Annotated in this window: 14 protein-coding genes; 13 read left to right on the top strand and 1 reads right to left on the bottom strand. The window is 43.6% G+C overall.

What is annotated here, in order from left to right:
* Positions 1-11 precede the first annotated feature (11 nt).
* The 11 genes from TW84_RS12980 to TW84_RS12930 all read left to right on the top strand — a co-directional run bounded on the left by TW84_RS12980 (position 12) and on the right by TW84_RS12930 (position 16026).
* On the top strand, positions 12-941 hold the full coding sequence (locus TW84_RS12980) for a type VI secretion system baseplate subunit TssG (protein WP_045976062.1): 930 nt from the start codon (positions 12-14) through the stop codon (positions 939-941).
* 71 nt (positions 942-1012) lie between these two features.
* A complete protein-coding gene (gene tssH / locus TW84_RS12975; protein ID WP_045976061.1) occupies positions 1013-3625 on the top strand; it encodes a type VI secretion system ATPase TssH in 2613 nt (870 codons plus the stop codon).
* A 21-nt stretch (positions 3626-3646) separates the two neighbouring features.
* A complete protein-coding gene (locus TW84_RS12970) occupies positions 3647-6196 on the top strand; it encodes an MFS transporter (protein WP_045976060.1) in 2550 nt (849 codons plus the stop codon).
* 80 nt (positions 6197-6276) lie between these two features.
* Complete coding sequence (locus TW84_RS12965; protein WP_240478182.1) at positions 6277-7194, top strand: ABC transporter substrate-binding protein; 918 nt, start codon at positions 6277-6279, stop codon at positions 7192-7194.
* Entirely contained in the window at positions 7191-7904 is a 714-nt protein-coding gene (locus tag TW84_RS12960) for a substrate-binding periplasmic protein (protein ID WP_045976093.1), read from the top strand. The genes TW84_RS12965 and TW84_RS12960 overlap by 4 nt, the downstream gene beginning before the upstream one ends.
* A gap of 3 nt (positions 7905-7907) precedes the next feature.
* On the top strand, positions 7908-8846 hold the full coding sequence (locus tag TW84_RS12955) for a type VI secretion system-associated FHA domain protein (protein ID WP_045976058.1): 939 nt from the start codon (positions 7908-7910) through the stop codon (positions 8844-8846).
* Complete coding sequence (gene tssJ, locus TW84_RS12950; protein ID WP_045976057.1) at positions 8846-9328, top strand: type VI secretion system lipoprotein TssJ; 483 nt, start codon at positions 8846-8848, stop codon at positions 9326-9328. Before TW84_RS12955 ends, tssJ begins: the two co-directional genes overlap by 1 nt.
* Before the next feature lie 20 nt (positions 9329-9348).
* On the top strand, positions 9349-10680 hold the full coding sequence (gene tssK, locus TW84_RS12945; protein ID WP_045976056.1) for a type VI secretion system baseplate subunit TssK: 1332 nt from the start codon (positions 9349-9351) through the stop codon (positions 10678-10680).
* A 5-nt stretch (positions 10681-10685) separates the two neighbouring features.
* A complete protein-coding gene (icmH, locus tag TW84_RS12940) occupies positions 10686-11891 on the top strand; it encodes a type IVB secretion system protein IcmH/DotU (RefSeq protein ID WP_045976092.1) in 1206 nt (401 codons plus the stop codon).
* Between the two features lie 2 nt (positions 11892-11893).
* The gene (gene tssM / locus TW84_RS12935) at positions 11894-15277 is read left to right on the top strand and encodes a type VI secretion system membrane subunit TssM (RefSeq protein ID WP_045976055.1); all 3384 of its coding nucleotides are present in this window, start codon (positions 11894-11896) and stop codon (positions 15275-15277) included.
* Positions 15278-15285: 8 nt separating this feature from the next.
* Complete coding sequence (locus TW84_RS12930) at positions 15286-16026, top strand: protein kinase domain-containing protein (RefSeq protein WP_045976054.1); 741 nt, start codon at positions 15286-15288, stop codon at positions 16024-16026.
* Here the strand turns inward: TW84_RS12930 and TW84_RS12925 are convergent.
* Positions 15992-19090 (bottom strand): HD domain-containing phosphohydrolase, encoded by a 3099-nt coding sequence (locus tag TW84_RS12925; RefSeq protein ID WP_045976053.1) that lies wholly within the window; start codon positions 19088-19090, stop codon positions 15992-15994. The genes TW84_RS12930 and TW84_RS12925 overlap by 35 nt on opposite strands.
* 369 nt (positions 19091-19459) lie before the next feature.
* On the opposite strand from TW84_RS12925, the gene TW84_RS12920 reads away from it, so the two are divergent.
* Positions 19460-20431 (top strand): tripartite tricarboxylate transporter substrate binding protein, encoded by a 972-nt coding sequence (locus tag TW84_RS12920; RefSeq protein WP_045976052.1) that lies wholly within the window; start codon positions 19460-19462, stop codon positions 20429-20431.
* 200 nt (positions 20432-20631) lie between these two features.
* Positions 20632-21150, top strand: coding sequence for a tripartite tricarboxylate transporter TctB family protein (locus tag TW84_RS12915; protein ID WP_045976051.1), 519 nt, complete (start codon positions 20632-20634; stop codon positions 21148-21150).
* Position 21151: the final 1 nt, after the last annotated feature.

Raw genomic sequence — 21151 nt, 5'->3', positions numbered from 1 at the left:
GAGAGATACATATGACATTGATTAGCGATTTAACCCAACATCCTCAACAATACGATTTCGCTCAGGCGATGCGATTGCTGAATCATTGGATAAATCAAAACCCGAATCGGGTAAAGCTTGAACTTAAAGCAGAGGCAATGCCTACCGGCGACGCGAGCGAAATACAGTATTTTTCACTTAAAAACAATCGCTTGAAACTTAGGTTAGCCAAGCAGGCACTGTCTGGTGTCAAAGGTGTCATACCAAACTATATTTACGAGGAACTTTTATCCGCGCTTCACAATGACGATCATGCACTGAAAGATTTTCTTGATGTATTCAATCAGCGTTATTTTGAAATTGTTGGCCAACTGGAAACAGGTTCTTGGCTTGTTGTTCAAAATGAACTTCAACCAGCAAAAACGGCATTACTCAACCATATTGCTACACTTAACAACAAACATGGAAAGTATTTTCAGTACTCCATGTTGCTTAACCAAGGTCAGAGAAACCTTAGTACCCTGAGTCAAATGCTTAATGACTATTTTCCGTTCGGTATCAAAGTCTCGACTAAAACTCATGAGCGCCGTCAGCTTCCATCTGACTCTCTGACTCGATTGGGTCGGAAAGAGCAATTCAATAGTCGGGTTGGACAAGGTTTTTTGCTCGGAAAAACCTGCTTAACGCATTTTAGTCATTTGATGGTTTATATAACCCCAAAAACGGAAAATGAGTTGATCGCGATCCAAGCCGATCCACTGCTGGCAAGCCACATGAAAGAATTGATTCAGCATTATTTGCAAGACAATACTCCGACTTCTGTTTACCTCAACGTAAAGCGGGAGTATCTGAATAGACCTCGTCTATCCAGCAACAAATACAACGCGGCGAAACTGGGTGAAGTTGATTGCCTAGCGCCGGAAAGGAAACCACAACAAATAGTAAGTATTCTCCTGAAGTAACGCACTTCAGAACCAAAACGAGTTGGGTATTAAAGACGTATTGATGCCTTTTGAGATACAAGGAAAACGGTATGACGCAAGTTACGCTAACAAATCTAGTCGCCAAGTTGTCACCAGAATTGAAACAAGCACTTGAAGTTTCTGCTGGGGCCGCTATGAATCAAAATGTCCCTTCTATTGAGACAGAACATTGGCTGTTGCAGTTGCTCTCACAGCAAGACAAACACTTAAATAGCCTCATTCAGTCACAAAACCTATCTCAGGATAATTTGGTCAACGAACTGTCCTCGAAGATTGCTCGTTTTCCAAAAGGGAATGAGGGTCAGCCAACGCTTAGCCAAGCACTCACCGAAATCGTAAAAGACGCTTGGATGATTGCTTCGGTAAACTATGGCCATGGTGAAGTTATCAGCCTTCATTTGGTTCAAGCCATGCTGCAACAAAACGTGCTGGGTATGAATACGCTTCAGCTAGAAAGCTTACAAAGTGTTTCACTGGAATCTCTTCAAGGGCTAATCAATAAAACAGCCGTTGCTAGAGCAAAAACTGGCGCTGCTGCAGCCGATGGTACTGGCGGTGCCCCTGTCGGCAATGACGCATTAAGTAAATACACAACGAATCTGACACAGCAGGCATTGGACGGCAATATTGATCCTATCTCTGGTCGAAATTCAGAAGTGCGTAAAGCCATCGACATTCTGTGTAGAAAACGCCAAAACAACCCTATCATGGTTGGGGAACCAGGGGTTGGTAAAACAGCAGTTGTAGAAGGCTTAGCATTGCGCATTGCGGCTAATGAAGTTCCAGGCGCACTTCAAGGCGTACAAATTCATTCGTTGGATCTTGGTTTGCTGCAAGCAGGTGCGAGTGTAAAAGGTGAATTCGAGAACCGACTCAAAGATGTGATCAACGAAGTAAAGAATAGCGAAAAGCCGATTATTGTTTTCATTGATGAAGCTCATACCCTAATTGGCGCAGGCGGCGCGGCAGGCCAGAACGACGCAGCAAACTTATTGAAACCCGCTCTTGCTCGCGGTGAGTTCAAAACCATCGCAGCGACCACGTGGGCAGAGTACAAAAAGTACTTTGAAAAAGATCCGGCATTAACTCGACGCTTCCAAGTCGTGTCGATCGAAGAACCGAATGCAGAAGACGCGAAACAAATGCTTCGTGGTATTGCGGCGTCACTGCAAAAACACCACGGCGCCTTTATCGCTGAATCCGCTATCGATGCCGCTGTTCATTTGTCTATTCGCTACCTACCTAGTCGCCAGTTGCCTGATAAGGCGATTAGCTTACTCGACACTGCAAGTGCTCGTATCGCACTTACTCAAGGCGCTAAACCTGAAGTTATTGAAGCACTTGAGCAGACGATCCGTTATCAGCAAAATGAAAAAGCAGCGCTAGAAAAAGAGCACGCTCTGTTTGGCATTGCAGAAGATGAAATTGCCGAACTCACTGGCGAAATTGCAGATAACGAAAAGAAACTCGCAGATTACCAAGCTCGTTGGAAGAAAGAGGTCGATTTCGTTGACCAAATCAAAGAGCTTCAGCAAGAAATCAGCGATGAACAAACCGAAAATAGTGTTGATAAAGCCAAGCAAGACAAACTGAATGAACTTATCGATCAGTTGGGTGAATTGCAGGGTGAAGAGCCGCTGGTCAACGCAATGGTTGATGACAATACCATAGCTCAGGTCATCGCTAACTGGACTGGTATCCCGGTCGGAAACATGATGAGTGATGAAATCGCTCGACTTTTATCCCTAGAAGAAGAACTAGATAAGCGTGTCATCGGTCAAGATGTAGCAAAACAAGAACTTGCCAAAGCGATCCGAATTTCTCGTGCAGGCCTTACCGACAGTCGAAAACCGATTGGCGTGTTCCTCATGTGTGGTCCAAGTGGTGTGGGTAAAACCGAAACAGCCATGGCGCTTGCAGAGCAACTATACGGTGGTAGCAACGATCTGACAGTAATTAACATGACCGAGTTTAAAGAGGAACATAAAATATCTATGTTACTTGGTTCTCCAGCTGGCTATGTTGGCTTTGGTGAAGGCGGAGTTTTGACGGAAGCTATTCGTCGAAACCCTTATTCAGTCTTGTTACTCGATGAAATGGAGAAAGCGCACCCTGGCGTCCATGATCTGTTCTACCAGATTTTCGACAAAGGCCATATTAAAGACAGTGAAGGCCGAACTGTCGACTTTAAGAACACCATCATCATCATGACATCCAACGCAGCAGATCAGGCCATCTGTGATGTTTGTGCGGACAATAGTGATCGCCTAAGCAATGAAGAGCTTCTCGAATCAATTAGGCCAGATCTTCAACACTATTTTAAACCTGCATTCCTCGGACGTACGACTATTGTGCCGTACTACCCATTAAACGATGAAGAATTGTCTAAAATTACTGAAATATCCCTCAATCGAATTAAGAAAAAACTCGCTGAGCAATATCAGGCTTCGTTTACATGGAATGAAGGCTTCGTAGAGTACGTCGTTGGCAAGAACACTGACCCTACGACAGGTGGACGCGCCGTTGAGCAGATCATTAACCGCTCTTTGATGCCTAAACTCGCAGAAGAATGTATCAGTAGATTGAGTCAGCAACAGCCAATCACTCAAGTTTCCGTTACGACCGCAAATTGTGAGGAAGGATTCGATCTTACGATTAAGTAAGTGAGAAAGACGAACAGCAAGATGGATACTGGATACATGATTAAGCCTAGACGATTTATCTCACTAAGAGCCAAACTCATCTTGGCAATTGTCTCCGCCTTGCTGTTCTCTAATGGGCTGAATACAACATTAAACTATCTCAATTTCGATAAACGACTCACCCAGACAAGTGATTCCACCTATCAAGTTGTGCTCGACGAAACGGATAATGATATTCGTCAAGCGATGAGCTTAGGTCTTCCCCTTTCCTCGATATCAAACATTCAATCTTTGATTGAAAGGCGCTCAGACCTTGTCGATGGCATCAGCAAAATTCAGGTCGTCAATCGTACCAATCAAGTATTGTTTACTACTGGTGTAGCCAAATTTGACACCGACAGACTACTGACTACGGACATAGTCAATACATTCAATGTAAAAGAAGGCGAGTTGAGACTTTACTACTCACCGCTATACCTAGAAAAAATCAAACAGACATTATTGTCTCAACAAATCATGGATACCCTTTTATGGGTATTAGTCGCAGCGGTAATAGGCTACGTTTTCCTGAACTCGCTACTTGATTTTCTGCTCAAAAAAGTTCAGGCCGCCACCAAGGCAATCAACGACCAAGACCTGACTGATAGGCAAGTGATGCTTTCAGTAAGGAATTACATTATTGCAGGGCGCTCTGGGTCCAAGTGGGACAAAATGCGAGCACGATACTTTCCTCTGCTTATCATTCTACTCGCCATTATCTTAACCGTCGCCTCAAATTTAGCTAGTTCCTACCAGTCTTTGAGTAAATTCTCGAGCGTCTACGAAAAGCAGCTTGAGCAAAAATCTAACCTAATTGGTGATACGCTATCTCATATGATTGGGCGCATCATTGACGAGGGGGTTCCTCTTGAGCGATTGGTCGGATTGGAGGAAGAATTTTCAGCGTATATTGAGCATCATCCTGAATTACTCTCAATTCGTTTGGAGAACAACAAAGCTGCTATCTATCAATATCCAAAATTTTTCCCAGATTATGTCGAGGCCAGTGAATTATCTATTCCAATAGACACCACTGGAATCATCAAGCTCCAAATGATGGCTGATACCAACATCATCCCTCAGATGATCAAAGACAGTATCATGGACATGATCACTGTCCTCGTTGCGTCAGGCTTGTTTGTTATCGAAATCATCCTGTTTATCTGTCATTTCATGATCATCAAACCGTGGAAACAAATTAAGCAGCTAATCGCAATGGGCGAAAACAAACAAGTACCCTATCTAGTACAGGTTCAATCTAATGACGAATTTGGTACCCTAATTGGAAAGCTTAACCTGCGGATAAAAGCGACCTTTGCGCGTGAAAACTTACCTGAACGAAACATTCAGGATTATCGCTTTATCAGGCTCCCTTTGTTTATCTTGATTTTCTCCGAAGCGGCCTCCCTAGCCTTTTTCCCAAACTTTGTCGCCAGTTTACCAAGCAATCAAAACTGGATCCCTGCAGACTTAGTGACCAGCCTACCTATTTCACTCTTTATGTTATGTTGGGCAATTTCTCTTCCTTTTGCGGGTTACTGGTCCGATAAAGTCGGTAGAAGAAAGTCGCTGATCAGTGGTGGGCTTATTACAGCATTTGGTTTGGTTGCAACAGCTTTAAGTCCTAATTTGGAGTTGCTGCTCATTGCCAGAGCACTTACTGCTATTGGATATGGTGTCGTATTTATCTCAGCTCAGGGCTACGTCACTGACACGACGAACACGCAGAATAGAACCAAAGGTATGTCGACCTTCTTATCTGCTTTTTTCTCCGGTTCACTTTGCGGGGCAGCAATTGGTGGCGTCTTAGCCGACAAATTGGGCTACTCGATGACATTTCTACTTGCAGCGACTTTGGCTGTCATAGGTGTGATACTGGTCATAAGCTTCTTTGACCGTGGAGAATCGAATAGCGAAAGTAAGCCCGTACAGCTTAGTGACTTTAAAATACTCTTAAGCAACAAGTACTTTGCTCTCATCACCTTTTTTAGTGCTATCCCTGCAAAAGTAGTTTTGACCGGCTTCTTGTATTACATCTGCCCGGTTTATTTGCAGTCTTTGGGAGAGAGCAGCGCCGTTTCAGGACGAGTAATGATGACATATGGGCTGGCAATCATCATCATCTCGCCTCTCGCCGCGATGCTAATCGATAAGTGGAATAACAAGATCGCCTTTATCTTTGCCGGCGGTATCTTGTCTGCTGCAGCATTGATGAATATTATGTTATTACCGGGAACTTCTGGATTACTGATGATAGTAATATTAGTGGGTATAGCGCATGGCATATGCGTTTCTCCACAGGTACCGCTTATCATAGAGTTGTTATCGGATTCCGGATTAGATAAAGGCAAAACGATTGGTATCTTCCGATTGACGGAACGCATTGGCAATATTGCTGGCCCTCTGGTTGCAGGACTGGCTTTAAGTGTTTTGGGATTTCAAAACACGATAGTGCTGTTTGGCATTGCACTACTAATCAGTTCTATTGTTCTGCTTGGCTGTTATAGCTTATTTGTTCGCAGAGATAAGAACCAACTGGAGGTGCTGAAATGAAAGCGTTGTTTTTATGCTTGGTTATTCTTTTCCCGTTTGTAACATCAGCGGAAGATTCTGAAGACAAAAAACATGTCGTCATGATATTGTGGCGCGGTGTGACGGATGCCGAGCGTGGATTCATCGATTACCTGTCCGGAAAAATGAACGTAAGATACACCGTCTTGGATGCTAATCGTGACAAATTCGTCCTGAAGCAGCACCTAGAAAACATCGAGCATTTAAAGCCGGATTTGATCTATACGTTTGGCACGACTATCACCCTCAATCTTTTAGGTACTGAGCATAACCCTAGCCAATTCAGAGAAAACAGTGATACCCCCGTTGTATTTAGTATCGTAACAGACCCTGTGGGGTCGAAGATTGTTAACGCTTTAGATGAAGATGGACGAAACTTTACAGGCGTCAGCCATATCGTTCCTCACGACGTACAGTTGAACGCCATCAGTCAGTTGAGTGGAATCCAAACCATAGGTATTATCTTTAATCCTTTAGAAAGCAATGCCGTAGTGACTGCAAGAAATATACAAACGCTTTCGGCAAGATTTAAGAAAGATGTATACTTGTATCCGCTAAGAACGAGGAACGATAAACCCGATTCTAGCTCCGTTGAAAAAGTCGTCGATCTCATGATTGAGGACGGTGTTCAACTGGCTTATCTTCCCCCCGATTCGTACATCATTAGTCAAGGTAAAAGCATTGTAGACAATTTACATCAACAAGGTATTGCAACGTTTTCTGCAACCGAATCTCCCATACGAAAGCACGACGCACTGTTTGGTATTGTCAGTCGCTATTACAACGTTGGCCAGTTTGCTGGTCACAAAGCGGAACAAATATTAAGTGGAAAATACATACCCAGCGACGTCCCTATTGAACCACTTACTCAATACTCATATATAGTTAATGTCGGTGCTGCTCGTACACTTAATTATTATCCACCCGTATCAATTTTAAAAATTTCCGAACTTATTGGAGGAAATGAATGGTCAGAATGATGCCGTATTTTACTTTCTGCCTAGCGATTTTTCTTGGCCTAGTTACTATAGCCAATGCTTCAGCACAAACTACTTTTGGTCCTGCGCGTTTGCACTTAACAACGCAGGACTGGCCTCCTTACCAGGACTATAAACATGGTCAGATGCAAGGCATTGCGTTGGATAAAGTGAAATGCGCTCTCAGTCATATGGGGCAACCCTACCAGATCACGATGACAGTCTGGTCAGACGCGCAGTTGCGAGTGCAAAGTGGTACTCAACACGGCTTTTTTGTCGCGACTCAAACAGCGGAGCGTGATGAGTATGCGACGTTATCAGCCCCGATCGCGCAGCAAAAACTTCGTTGGTACTTTGGCCCAGGAGTAGAGCCTAAAATGGATGAGCTTACCAAAGTTAACCTTAAATTTTCTGCTAAATTTGGGTCCAACAAGTGGTTTTGGTTAAAGCGCAACGGATTCAACGTAGTCAAACAGCCTCGAGATGCTAAAGTATTACTAAAGCTTTTAAAACAAAGGGATATTGATGTCGCACTGGAAGATGAAAAAGTCTTTGAGAGTGAGCTAAAAGAAGCCTCTCTACCAGACGATTTTTTCCAGTCACAATTGATGGACACTCAACCTATGGGTGTTTACTTCTCGAATCGATTCCTTAAAAAATACTCTGGTTTCCTATCTGCATTTAATGCAGCGACTTTAAAGTGTGAGGGGTAACGAATGACTATTAGCATTCATTTGATTTCTGTACCCTCTGATGAGGTAGTCACCTCTCGCGTGGTGTACTTACCAAAAACAGGTGGTGAATTTGGAAGGGCAACATCTTGTGACATCTCTTTACCCGACCAAAGCAAACGCATCTCAAGAGTGCATGGCAGTATTCGTCTCACAGACAGCGGATACTGTGTGAAAAGTACAGGACAAAACAGCGCTGTACTCAATGACAAAAACATGGTCCAAGGAAAAGAGTACCCGCTCAACGATGGGGATATTCTAAAGGTAGAAAACTACACCATGCTTGTCTCGACACTCGTGACCTCGAATCAAGCTCAAGACGAAGTGAAAGACGATACGTTGTTTTCTGAGCCATTTTCTCTTCAACTAGATAATGACGAAATCGACTTTTTAGAAGAGGAACCAACCCCAGTGAACAGTCAAAAGAGCAGCCCGTTTTCAGAAGACAACGTACTAAGCGATGACCCTTTTGCTGCGGACCCTTTTGAAGACTTAGACGCAGACGTGATTGCAGCCCATGTTGAGGTTGATGACATCCATGTTAACGTCCCTCAAAATCCCGAAGCCTCTGAGTTTCTGCCTGTTGATTCGAAAGTTGGTGCTCCTATCGAAGCATCACTTGAAAAACTTCTATCAATGACTGAAAAGAACCATAAATACTTGAGAAATCCGACTCTGCACCATGATGCTCTCTTTGAAGCTTTAGAGAAAACTGTAGATCAGTTCTTGAACGAGTTCGCCCCCAATCAGCTTGAAAGACAATTTAGTGATTACATCTCTGGTGGTATGTTTACCAACAAGGAGAAAAAGTACTGGAAGATATACCGTAAACATTTCCAGCACAGACAAGACAACGGCGACTTCAGGCGTCAGTTCAAAGCTCTCTTTATGGAGAATATGCAAAAACAAAGAGAGGAAAATTAATGGCTAAGTGGTGTGTAGTTTTGGCTCTGTTTCTGATCGGATGTTCATCAGATCCTGCGCCTGTTGTGACTCAATACTCTTTAGCAATTAAGTCAGATACATCGACCAACCCTTCGGATTCCAATGAATCCAATCCGGTAGTGGTTAGATTATACCAACTGACTGATGCACAGATGTTTAAGCAACAGCCTTTCATTGATTTGTACAGCAATGATACCCAGTTGCTCAGTGCCAACCTTGTATCAAAGCAAGTTTTACCGGTTATTATTCCGGGTAGTGAGCAAAAAATCACGCTAGATATCAATAATCAAACACAATATCTCGCGGTATTAGTCGAGTTTATTGATTACCAGCAAAGTGAGCCAAAGTCAGTTTCAATGTTGCCTAAAAACTCTGACGAGTATTTACAACTTAGTCTCTCAAGTGACAAGGCCAAACTAGAAGTTATTACGCCAGATTCTCCCTGGTGGAAATTGTTTTAATCATAAGATAGGGAAAGTACGTGGACGCATTCAAAAAAGTAGTATGGCAAGAAGGTATGTTCATTGCCCCACAACATTTTCAGCAACAGGATCGATATGTACAGAACTACGTTCGCCAAAATATTGAAACGTTAGCCGGATTTGCTCCCTTTTATGGTGTCACTGAATTAACCATCAATCACGATTTGCTTAAAATAGGTAAGCTCTCTATCACTTCTTCAGCTGGTGTCTTTCCTGATGGGACTCATTTTGAGCTAAAAGAAGAAGTAGCTCGAGATATCCCTCAAGGTACAATCGAGACTATCGCTTTTCTCGCTTTACCCATTTCATTGCAAGGCAACAATGACTATGGGAGTGACGAATCAGAGCAAAGCCGTTATGTCACTCAATCGATTAGCGTATTTGATACCTCAACATCAGAGAATGCCAGCGTTGAAATAGACGTTGCACAATTAAACATTTCTATAAAGCTTGCCGGCGAAGATACGTCCGGCTTTACACTTATCCCGATATCTAAGATTCTGGAAAGTAACGAGTCTGGTGAGGTTGTCCTCGATCGTGCCTTCATTCCAGCTTGTCTTCACTACGGCGCGTCGACACTGCTCATGGAACGAATGAAAGAAATACATGCCCTATCTTCTAACCGCGCAACTAATTTGCTTAAACGAATTCATGCCGGCCAAGGACAAAAAAGCCCGCAGTCGATGATGCAAGACTACCTTTGGTTACAGACATTGAACACTTGGCTTCCGTGGTTCGATCTCACGATTAACAACCCCAAATGTCAGACACATGATTTATATCTGGAACTACGTAAATTCGAAGCTCAAGTCATGGCTTTAACGCCTGCGATACCTGAACCATGCAGTCAGCTTCAGTATCAAAAGCTCTATGATAGCTTTAACCCATTGTTCTCTAGCCTGCGCAACATGCTAACGCTAGTTCAACAGGATTCCGTAATCGAATTTAACTGGGATTCTTCCCTGTTTGAGCGTCGTCGCCTTCTAAGGACATTGATAAAAGATACGGCAAGCGTCTCTAATCGTCGTTTTGTACTGGCGGTTAAATCTAATATCAGTAGTGCTGAATTGAACGAACTTTTCCCAGTCGCTGCAAAACTGGGTAACAATGCACGTATCGTCGAGCTGGTTAGAAACAGTTTGTCAGGGATCGCATTGTCTCCCCTACCTGTTGCCCCGAGCGAGCTGAAGCCAATGCAAGGCGTTGCCTACTTTGAAGTCGATACTTCAGACAGAATGTGGCTAGAGATGCTAGAAAATCGTGATGCGATAGCACTGCACGTTGATACTCGCATTGCTGAATTAGAAGTCATGTTGTACGCGTTGAGATAATGCCAATGGACTATTTAGACGAAGAAACACTGGTTTGGGACACAAATAAATCTGACTTCACCGACAAAAACAGCGACGAAAGTACCACGAGCTGGGCGTCGGTCAACGCCAGTAAAAATCATCATGAATTTCTGAATTATTTCGATAAAGCAGAGAATCAATTGATCAACATCAGTAGCGAATTACTGGCGACTACCCTGAAAGTCTCAACGTTGCCCGAACCCGAAGACGTCACAACGCTGCGCCATCAGCTTGTTAGTAACATCAATGATATTAAGGCCAAAGGTGCCGAGTTAGCTTATCCCGTTGCGGTGATCGATAAACTCTGTTTTTTGTACGCGGTTGTTCTAGACGAGCTCATTATCTACAGCGAATGGGGAGAAAAGCGAGGTTGGGAAAATAAAACCTTACTGAGTGAATTGTTTGGTATGCGTAACGGTGGTGAGCTGTTTTTTACTGTCGCAGAAAAAGCAACACGACAGCCTCACAAACTTATTGATTTACTTGAGGTTATCTACATTTTTCTCAATATTGGCTTCAAAGGTCAGTACAGAGAAACGGGTAGCGAGCAATTGAAAGCCTTCATTCACCAGCTCGAGCAAGTTATTAGCCAATACCGTCAAAGCAACAGCATTCATTGTCGCACACGGGTGAAGCAGCCTAAAGCACGCAAGCCGACACGGAGAAAACGTTACTTATTGACCACACTGTTTTTTAGTACTTTGATTGCTTTAAGCATATTCTTAACCGACTTCTGGTACGACAAAACAATGCCCCAAAGGGCCCGTGATTTCAGCTTTTTACCCGACTTCAGCGAACGTTACATCTTATCTGGAGAAGTCAATGACATCGTTTTTATCAGTAATGATGAAGATTTGGTCAGCCCACCTCAAAGAGCAAGCAAAGTCGAAATGGTGGACGCAACACCGCCTCCTTCGATGATCACAAGCAAGTCGACGTGGTTAGTACAGCTAGCAACATTTTCATCACAGAAGAATGCTGACGCTTTTATTAGTACACTATCACCTTCAGCATACACGCCTTCAGTAGAACAATTTCACTCCTATTTTCGTGTCATTGTACACAGTGATTCGGCTCAGCAAGCTCGTGAGATAAAGGCTTGGTATTTGGAGAAAGATGCTATCAAAGCCATCGTTGTGCAGAACAGAAAAACAACAAAAGACACTAAGAAAACATCAGAGGCTCCATAACAATGGCAGAATCAACTTCATCTAAACCCGCGAACCATAGACGAAGCAGCATACTTTGGACTCTGCTGTGTTTGGTTGTTATTTTTGTCATAGGTGGCGTATTGACTTGGAAGTTCGCCTACCCTGCGCATACCTTAGTTGGTGTTTTGTCAACGCTGCTCGTCGCGATCATTTTAGGCGCGTTTTGCTACTGGTTACTCTCTAAGCGAAAAAGTAAGTCACAAGCACCAAGTCAGGATAAGGCCCTAATAAACAAACGTTGTAAGCTGCTGGCACAACATTTCAAGTTGATGCTCAATGTTCAGAAACGCAAAAAGCGCTTAATGAGCCGTTATGACCTCCCAATCTACCTCCTCCTAAGTGATGATCCACGAAAGGATAAAAGTATCATCACTCAAATGGGGTACGAGGCATACAAAGTCGACGATTTCGGCAACGACATAGAGTTCCCAGTTCTTTTCTGGTTGAGTGAGCATTCCATTCTGATCTCAGTGAGTCTTGGTGAAGATCAGAATCCCGCCTATATTAAAACATTATGTAATAGCTTGAATAAATGGCGCCCTCGCCAAGCACTTAACGGCCTGATCCTTACCACTGATGTCCGCCAACTACTCAATACAACTGAAGTGTTGACGCAAAAGGCAGATCAAATAAAATCGGAAATTCAAAGCTTTAATCGCACATTCGGTTTGAACCTTCCCGTTTATAACATTATCACTCAGATGGGTCAGATAAACGACTTCTGTCAGTTTTTCTCCGCATTTGATGAAACCAAACGCAACGAGGTATTTGGGGCAACCTCACCAATTCAAAAACATGGTGGGATTGATGGTGATTGGTTTAATGAAGAGTACGACAGCCTCATTAGTCAGTTGATCGCCAATATGAGTACGGCATTGGCTTCCCAGCTCAATCAAGACTACCGTAATGCCATCTGTGCGGCACCATATCAGTTTGGACTGCTCAAACAGAGCTTGTGGCAGTTCCTGAATCGCTTGTATCGAGGTGACCAACTCCAAGATGGTCTAAATTTCCGCGGATTCTACTTTACCCATAGCGGTTCAGTTCAAAGCCAATTTGACGTATTAGCAAATGTTGTCAACCAATCCTTAGGACACGAGCAATTCCAACAACACCAACAGATACCTGTACAGCAAACTCTGTTTGCGCAGCACTTGGTGAGTCATACCATAATCAATGAGCATGACCTAGTCGGAGTAAACCGTCGTAAGGAGAACATACTTCTCGCTATGCAAACTGCCTACACGCTGTTTTGGCTAGGTCTGTTTGTCAGTGTTTTACTTGTGATCAAACTGGATTTTGACTATCAAAGCCAGCGTGAAGCTCGGGCCGATAACATGGTTGAGCGTTACAAGGAAGCGATTGCAGCTCAACCCTATGACATAGAAAACATGTCGGATAACATACCGAACCTGTACTCTCTGAATAGAATCTATTCTCTCTACCTTGAGCCAAAACCTTGGTACACCCTACCCTTCATGCCAAGTTCTAGCATCATGAGCGAAGTACAAAACGCTTACTTTAGTGAGTTGCAACGCGTACTCATTCCTTCGATGGAAAACACGCTAGAAAAGGACTTGTTTGTCTACGTCAACCTTGAAGATCAATCTAAGACTTTGTCATTGTTAAACAACTATCGTCTCTTATTCAATGCAGATCGCACCAATATTGGCGAGCTCAAGAACTACTTTGTCACGACCTTAGAAGAACAGGGCGAAGCTGACAGTGTTAAATTGGCTCAGCTCAAAGTGCTGCTAGACGATGTGTTCGCTCAAGATTTAGTGCCAATCAAACCAAACTTCGACTTAGAAAGTTTAGCTAAGAAAGTGATTAACCAAACCGGTATTGAAACACTGCTTTATGAGCATATTGTCAATTCTCCAAAATACTCGAAGCGTATAGATGTCCGTCAAGAGCTCGGTAGCAATTTTGGTCAACTGCTGTCTTTTTCACCCGACTACGTCGGCTATCTAGTGCCTTACTTGTTCACGCCAGCAGGCTTTAGCGACATAGACTTGTCTGTTGATTCACCAGTACTGAAAGATGCACTTAAAGCGTATGAAGGTGTCGCAGGTTCCTCTCCAAGTGCATTAGAAATGTATCGTATCAGTCGCGACCTCAAACAAATGTACCAAGGTGATTACATTAACTACTGGCGTGATTTTGCATCACACATCGAGGTTAAAAGCTTAACCAACGCCGATGAGCTTAAACAAACGCTATCAGTTCTCACAACGGCATCAAACAACCCGTTAGCTCAACTGTATAATACGATGAGTAAATACACGTCGGTTGAACTTGTTCAGCCAGAGACGACTAAGGAGGGAGAACAACCTCCTGAGCAAGATATCGATAAGAAAGAGTCTGCGCGACAGATCTCCATTGCATTCAACCAGTACCACAAACAGGTAACCGCTGATGAGCAAGGAACAAAGCCCATCGACTCTTTGCTAGGACAGTTTACCGATGCTGAAACTTGGTTAGGCAAGTTCTACGACGCAGAAGATCCTCAGAAAGTCGCTTATCAAGCCCTGACTGCTGAAATTAAAACCAGCAATCCGGTTTCTCTACTTGCTCAGCAAGAGGATTCACAACCTAGTATTTCTCGTCAAATATTGTCTCAGGTAACGCAGCAAGCCAATGATTTGGTCATGGGCCTAGCCCACGCCTACCTAAACAGCACATGGAAAGTAGAAGTCTATCAACCTTATGAAACCACGATTGCTGCTTATTATCCGTTTAACAAGACAGCAAGCTTAGATGCAAGTACCGCAGACGTTGCGGCATTCTTTAAAGTCAACGGTACCATCGATCAGTTTTATCAAACTAAGTTGAAGAGTTTCTCCACTGAAGAGCGCTCACCTTATCTCTACGGTTTGTTACCAAACACGGGGTTTGCACTAGACCCAACTGTATGGCAAATGATCGAGAAGGCACGTGATATCCGCAGTGCTTTATTCTTAGCTGATCCGCAGAACATGTCTTTACAGTTCCAGCTCAAAGCCAAAGAAATGAGTTCTGACGTTACAGAGTTTATTATTCGCGGTGAAAAACCCTTATTTACTTACCAGCATGGTCCACGGCTATGGAGTAAACAAAGTTGGAATTCAGCATCTATCGAGCAAGATAGCTTAGGGTTCCAGATCATGGCCCAAGCGAACGCGATCGCCAACGAAAAGTTTGAAGGTAATTGGGCTTGGTTTAAGCTTATTGAGCCAAGAGTCGCCTCAACGACATCCCAACAAACCGAAGTCGCCATTAAATACGGAGAGAGTCAGGTTCAATTGAGTATCAAAACTCAGGGGCAAAACAACCCGTTTGTGCCGAACTTCTTCTCAGCATTCTCACTACCTTCGAGTATCTAAATGTGAACATGAACAACGAAGCAGGCCACAAAATAGAATCTTGTTTTAGAGTACTGGGCATCACCCAGTACTCACTGCTTCGTAATGCAACCTATCTTGCTACTCATCCTCAGTTTGGTTCAACCATTGTAAAGTTCGCTCAAACTGTACCAGCAAAACAACAGCTCAAAACCGAAGCTGAATTCCTGCATCATCATTCTTCTCCCTACTGGCCCAAGTTTCTCGACTATGGATCCGACATGGGGATGGACTGGCTGATGCTGGAATTTTTTGAGTCTCTGTCAATCGATTATTCACAGTTAGACCTATGTCTAAAAAAAGAAATTACCAGTAGCGCAGAACAAGCTCTCATTGCCTTGCATGGCACAGGATACATTCATGGTGATATCAAACCTTCTAATCTGATAGTCACCCCATGCTACCGAACCCTATTGGTCGACATGGGGAGCATACTCCCCATAGGGTCCAACTACGAACACCAAACACACTCTTCTCTCTCTCCTATGTTTTCTGCTTTAAACCCCAACCTACGAACTGGCAAAATCTCCCCTCAGAATGATTTCTTTTCACTCGCCATTTCACTGCAGACAATGTGGGAACATCACCCTTTTTCAGAGCAGTCTTTAATCGAGTTTATAAAAACAGAAAAGCCCCCCAAATTGGGGAGCCTTTCGAGTTGTTATCAAATCCTCATTGCCCAACAAGTTAAACGGGCTAAGCAACTTGCTCCGGCCTCAAATACTGACTGATATCCACTTTATCGTTCTGGCTTTTAGGCAAAAACTTGTTGGCATACTCAAGATAAGCACCGCTTTGTAAAAACAATAAGAACAGATCCATATCGACATGTTTATCCAACGCCATTTTATAGAGGATATCTACCGCTACACTCACTGGCTTGGCTTTTTTGTACGGCCTATCGGCTGCGGTAAGCGCTTCAAAAATATCCGCTATGACCAGTATTCGTTCTGGTACCGACAAGTCTTCCGCCGTGAGTTTACGTGGGTAACCCGTCCCTTTTAGGGTTTCATGATGCGTTGATGCATAGCGTGGGACGCGGCTAAGCTCGGGAGGGAATGGTAACGCTTCCAGCATTTTGATACCGCTAATCATATGCTCATTAATTTTGAATCGGTCTTCCGCTGTTAGTGTACCCTTTGAGATCGACAAGTTGTACACTTCCCCAAGGTTGTACTGGTATTGCGGCACATCCATCTTGATGCCAAATTTGGGATCAAACTCCAACGGTCTAATCCGATGCTGTATGTGTTCTGGTTTGTCATCAAGTAGCTTCTCTGTTGCTGGTAGAGTTCTTTGACACACTGGCTTATTCAGTTCTTCAAAGGGTGATAAACCTAAACGATCATCAAAATGACGCTGCCAAGTCATTTTACTTATCGATTTAATTCTATCTACTTGGTCTTTGCCAAAGAACTCTCCGCCTACATTCGATTTCGCGACAAATTCGAAATCCTCTTTCAGTTTGGCTTTCTTTGCACGCAATATCTGTAGGGCTTGCGCTTTCTCAGCCTTTCCAACTAGCTGAGATTGTAGAAATTCGATTTCAGCATCTCGCCAAAGTACTTCAAAACGCATTCTTACTTCATGAATACGATTGTAGTTGGCTTCAAGTTTAGTGCCTTTATCAACGATGTGTTCAGGTGTCGTGATCTTGCCGCAATCATGTAGCCAAGCTGCGATTCGGAACTCCCGACGCTCCTGATTATTGGTAAACGAAAAGTCTTTCAGCGCGCCCGAAGCACATTTCTCAGCCGCTTGAGCAAGTAACATCCCAAGCTCAGGAACCCGATTACAGTGACCTGCGGTATAAGGCGATTTGTCATCGATGGCTTGCGCAATCAACTTAATAAATGACTCGACAAACGCTTCCTGTTGCTGTTCATGCCGTTTAATTTCGTGTGCCATATCATGAATCGAATGTGATAACGCCCAGACTTCCTTAATATTAGAATTCACTATCTTTACATCATCAAACTTACGGCATTTGATCTTCTTTGTTTCTTTCTGCAGTTGGCTAATAGGGTTCACAATCGGGTTACCAAATACCCAAGCCACTGGGAGTAACAAGCCTAAGACCACCACCGTGCCACCAATCGAGGTATACAACCTATCCACTACCTGCGCCATTACCACACCTTCAGGCACGATCACCGCGAGGAACTCTTCATTACTTTGAGCATTTTTCCCCAATACCTCTACATAAAAGAACTTACTACTGCCATTCACTTCACGTTTGTGGATTGTTCCTGAGCCCGCCAAAGCGTCTAAGTCTTCGTAAGGCACTCGATGCTCTTTTACCTGACTGAACCAAGTATCACTTAGTGCTGTCAGCTCATCGGGTGTAATACTGTCAATAGCTCGAGCTAATAGTGGTTTGAGAGAGTGATACTTCTCACTAATGGTTAGGTAAAAAGGTGCCGATGCCTCAATGGGCAAGAATTGGAATTTGACACTACTATTTTGGCCTAAATATTCCAGAGTCTTCCGCGTGTCGAGCAAAAGCTGAATGTCCCCTGTGATTAACGCCTGATACGCTTCTTCCCCGTCACTAAACACTATCGGGCTGATTTTTCCCATAACAGAACCTGTGGGAAAGCGATGGCCATTAATCACCCCAACTTTACTTGAGAACCAGTCAGGTGCTGTTTCCCCCAAATAAGCAAATGCTAGAGGTTCTTTAAATAAGAGTATCTGAGCATATTCAGCATTCACATCAAGTTCCGGAAGCGAATGCACTATATCCAGCTGTTTTTGACCTAACTTACGATTTAACTCATCACTCGAAAATCCATTAATAAACTCAAAATAGAGGCCCGTCTTCTTTGCAAGTAGATTGAGTAGCGCGATAGAGTAACCTTGTGGTTCTCCGGCGAGAGCGTAGTCATATGGTCGCCAACCCAGTTGGTTCGATACCAACAAAGATGGAGTTGTATCCACCAGTTCTTGTTCACTCTGGCTTAATGTTAGCGGCCTGGTTAAAGATGGCATCTCGCTCACTCCATGCAGATTGGAAGCGATGATTTCACCCGTACGATGAAAAACAAAGGACTCTACACCAGCATCGGCTGGCAACCCCATCGCAGCGGCGGTAATTCTTGAACTGATCGAAGAAAGAACGATATCAATACCCAATACCGCTTGCCGTGTCTTCAGTGAATAGGTCTGCCCGGTAATTTTCAAGTGCTTAAAAAGATAGGGTTCCGTTTTGTACACCTCATCTGCTGAAGCAGCCTGATACCAAGGTCGTTGTGTGGGGAGATAATTACTTTTTTTGGTACGGACACTGGTTTGTTCGAAATCAGATGTGTAATAAATCGTCTGGCGTATACGATTAGGCTCCTGACCATTAATTTTTATCACCACCCACCGGTCATCTGGTCGAGCTTCAATACGCTGCCGCACAATGGGATCGGATTCTAAATTGATAATCTGGTAGAAATCCTCTTGGTCATTACCAAAATAAATGCTGTAGAACAGTGGGTTATCATTGAGAACTTGAATTAGTATGGTACGAATTTCTTCTTCACTGAAATCATGATCGATCGTTTTTGAAATGCTGCTGAGAAGACGAGCGCTACTTTTGGCGTTCAGATCGACCTCTTGAATATATTCACTGACGCCAGCTGTCACTCTAGTCAGCTTGCTTAATACATGCTCTTCGGACATCTGACGAGTAAAAAAATACTGTAAGCTAATAGCAAACATGGATGTGACGACTGTAGCAATGATGAACATGGTTCCGACGGTAAAGCGTATCGAGTATGTGTGCTTCTTCAATTCGTCCAACTGCATGCCCTCCATGGCGAAGACTTCTAAATTTTGAGGTGAACTCAACCAACAATTTAATAGTGTAGTAATTGCATATAAAGCAGAGGCCTATTTGTAGGAAGAATTTCGATTATTCGCGCTACGTCAACAATTTAGCTAGAGAACAGTGCTGATTATAACAATTATTCAGATCTAGAACTTCGCCATGAACTTTATGAACAAAATCGTCACAATGCTCAATATTATTTTTATCTACGTATTAGCGACAACTATTTAACACTCCATTAACCTTAATCGCATCTATTGACGAGTGTCCCTGCCTTGTTAATGGAAAACTGATAACGATAAGTGCAATCTCAATGAAGATGCACCTGAACATAAGGAACGTGAATCATGTTTAAGGTACTCAAGCCAACACTGGCAGCTTCAATCATCGCTGCGTCTTTTTCTTTCAACACTTTTGCAGCTGATCTTGAAAAAATACACTTCCTAATCCCCGGAGGTGCTGGTGGTGGCTGGGATATGACAGCACGTGGTACAGGAGATGTACTCGTTAAGTCAGATATTGTCGATAACGTATCATTCCAAAACTTATCCGGAGGTGGTGGTGGTAAAGCCATTGCTCACCTAATTGAAACCGCTAAGCGTCAAGAAGATACGCTAATGGTGAACTCAACTCCGATCGTAGTACGCTCACTGACAGGTATTTTCCCTCAGTCATTCCGTGACTTAACGCCTGTTGCAGCCACTATTGCAGATTATGGCGCCATCGTGACCTCTGTTGATTCCAAGTACAACACATGGGAGGACGTGGTTAAAGATTTCGAGTCTAACCCTCGCAAGGTCAAAATTGCCGGTGGATCCGCTCGTGGCAGTATGGACCACCTAGTCGTAGCAGCAGCCTTCAAGGGCGAAGGTTTCGATGCACGAAAAGTGCGCTATATCGCTTATGATGCAGGCGGCAAAGCCATGGCGGCTCTACTCTCTGGCGAAACGCAACTGCTCTCAACAGGTCTCGGCGAAGTACTTGAAATGTCAAAATCTGGGCAAGTTAAGATCCTCGCGGTCACAGCGCCTAAGCGCCTAGAAGCAGCACCAAATATTCCAACTCTGACTGAGTACGGAAACCAAACCGTTTTTGCTAACTGGCGTGGGTTCTTTGCCGCTCCAGGTACAAGCCAACAGAAACTGGATGAGTGGAACACTGCACTTAAGAAAATGTATAACACTGACGAGTGGCAAGTGGTTCGAGATCGCAACGGCTGGATTGACAACTACAAGGCAGATAAAGAGTTTTACGCTTTCCTTGAAGATCAAGAAAAGCAAATGGGTGACCTAATGCGTGAATTGGGCTTTCTTAAGTAATCCTGTCGAGGGCAAACTTGCACTTGCCCTCTTTTCCTTTTGCCGTACCTGAGATAACGACACAATCTCCTCTGTTTAGAAATAAACAGCTAAGCCTCTTTGACTAGCAGCAAATGGCTTATTGGTTAGTGATACATGCTCATTAATCCCTCTTGTACGGCTTTTTTCTTCCTTCAATGTGAATGCAAATGGAGTTGGATATGTCGGACTTGCCAACGAATTCTTTCAACAAAGGTCAATTTTTCTCAAAAGAGAACTTGCTTTGTCGCGATCGCGTCGGCGCTATGATCTTTCTTTTAGTATGCCTTTGTTATGGCTACCAAACATCACAAATTCCTCTTTTTCCCGGTGACGAATATGAACCCTTCACGGCTCGCACCTTGCCCACACTACTGACCTTTATCGGTATTGGTTTATCTCTGATTCTTCTGGTGACAGGTCAAGCGGATAAACTAAGCGGCGCAGTAGTGGATTTTAACTGGAAACTGCTGATCGCTTTTCTTGCGTTAATGGCGTTTTACGGTTTAGGGCTAACTTACGTTGGGTTTGTACTCGCAACGGGATTATTTCTACTCGCAGGTTTTTACCTGCTAGGTGAACGTCGGAAAAAAGTCCTGTTCGGAGCCTCTTTTCCTTTTGTCATCGCATTTTATCTGCTGCTCACCCAAGGACTGGATATTTATCTAGAACCGGGCGTCATTTTCACCATGTGGTCGTAAA

The organism is Vibrio neptunius, from assembly GCF_000967495.1.
GTDB classification, from domain to species: Bacteria; Pseudomonadota; Gammaproteobacteria; order Enterobacterales; family Vibrionaceae; genus Vibrio; species Vibrio neptunius.
This window is presented reverse-complemented; position numbering and strand designations above follow the sequence as displayed.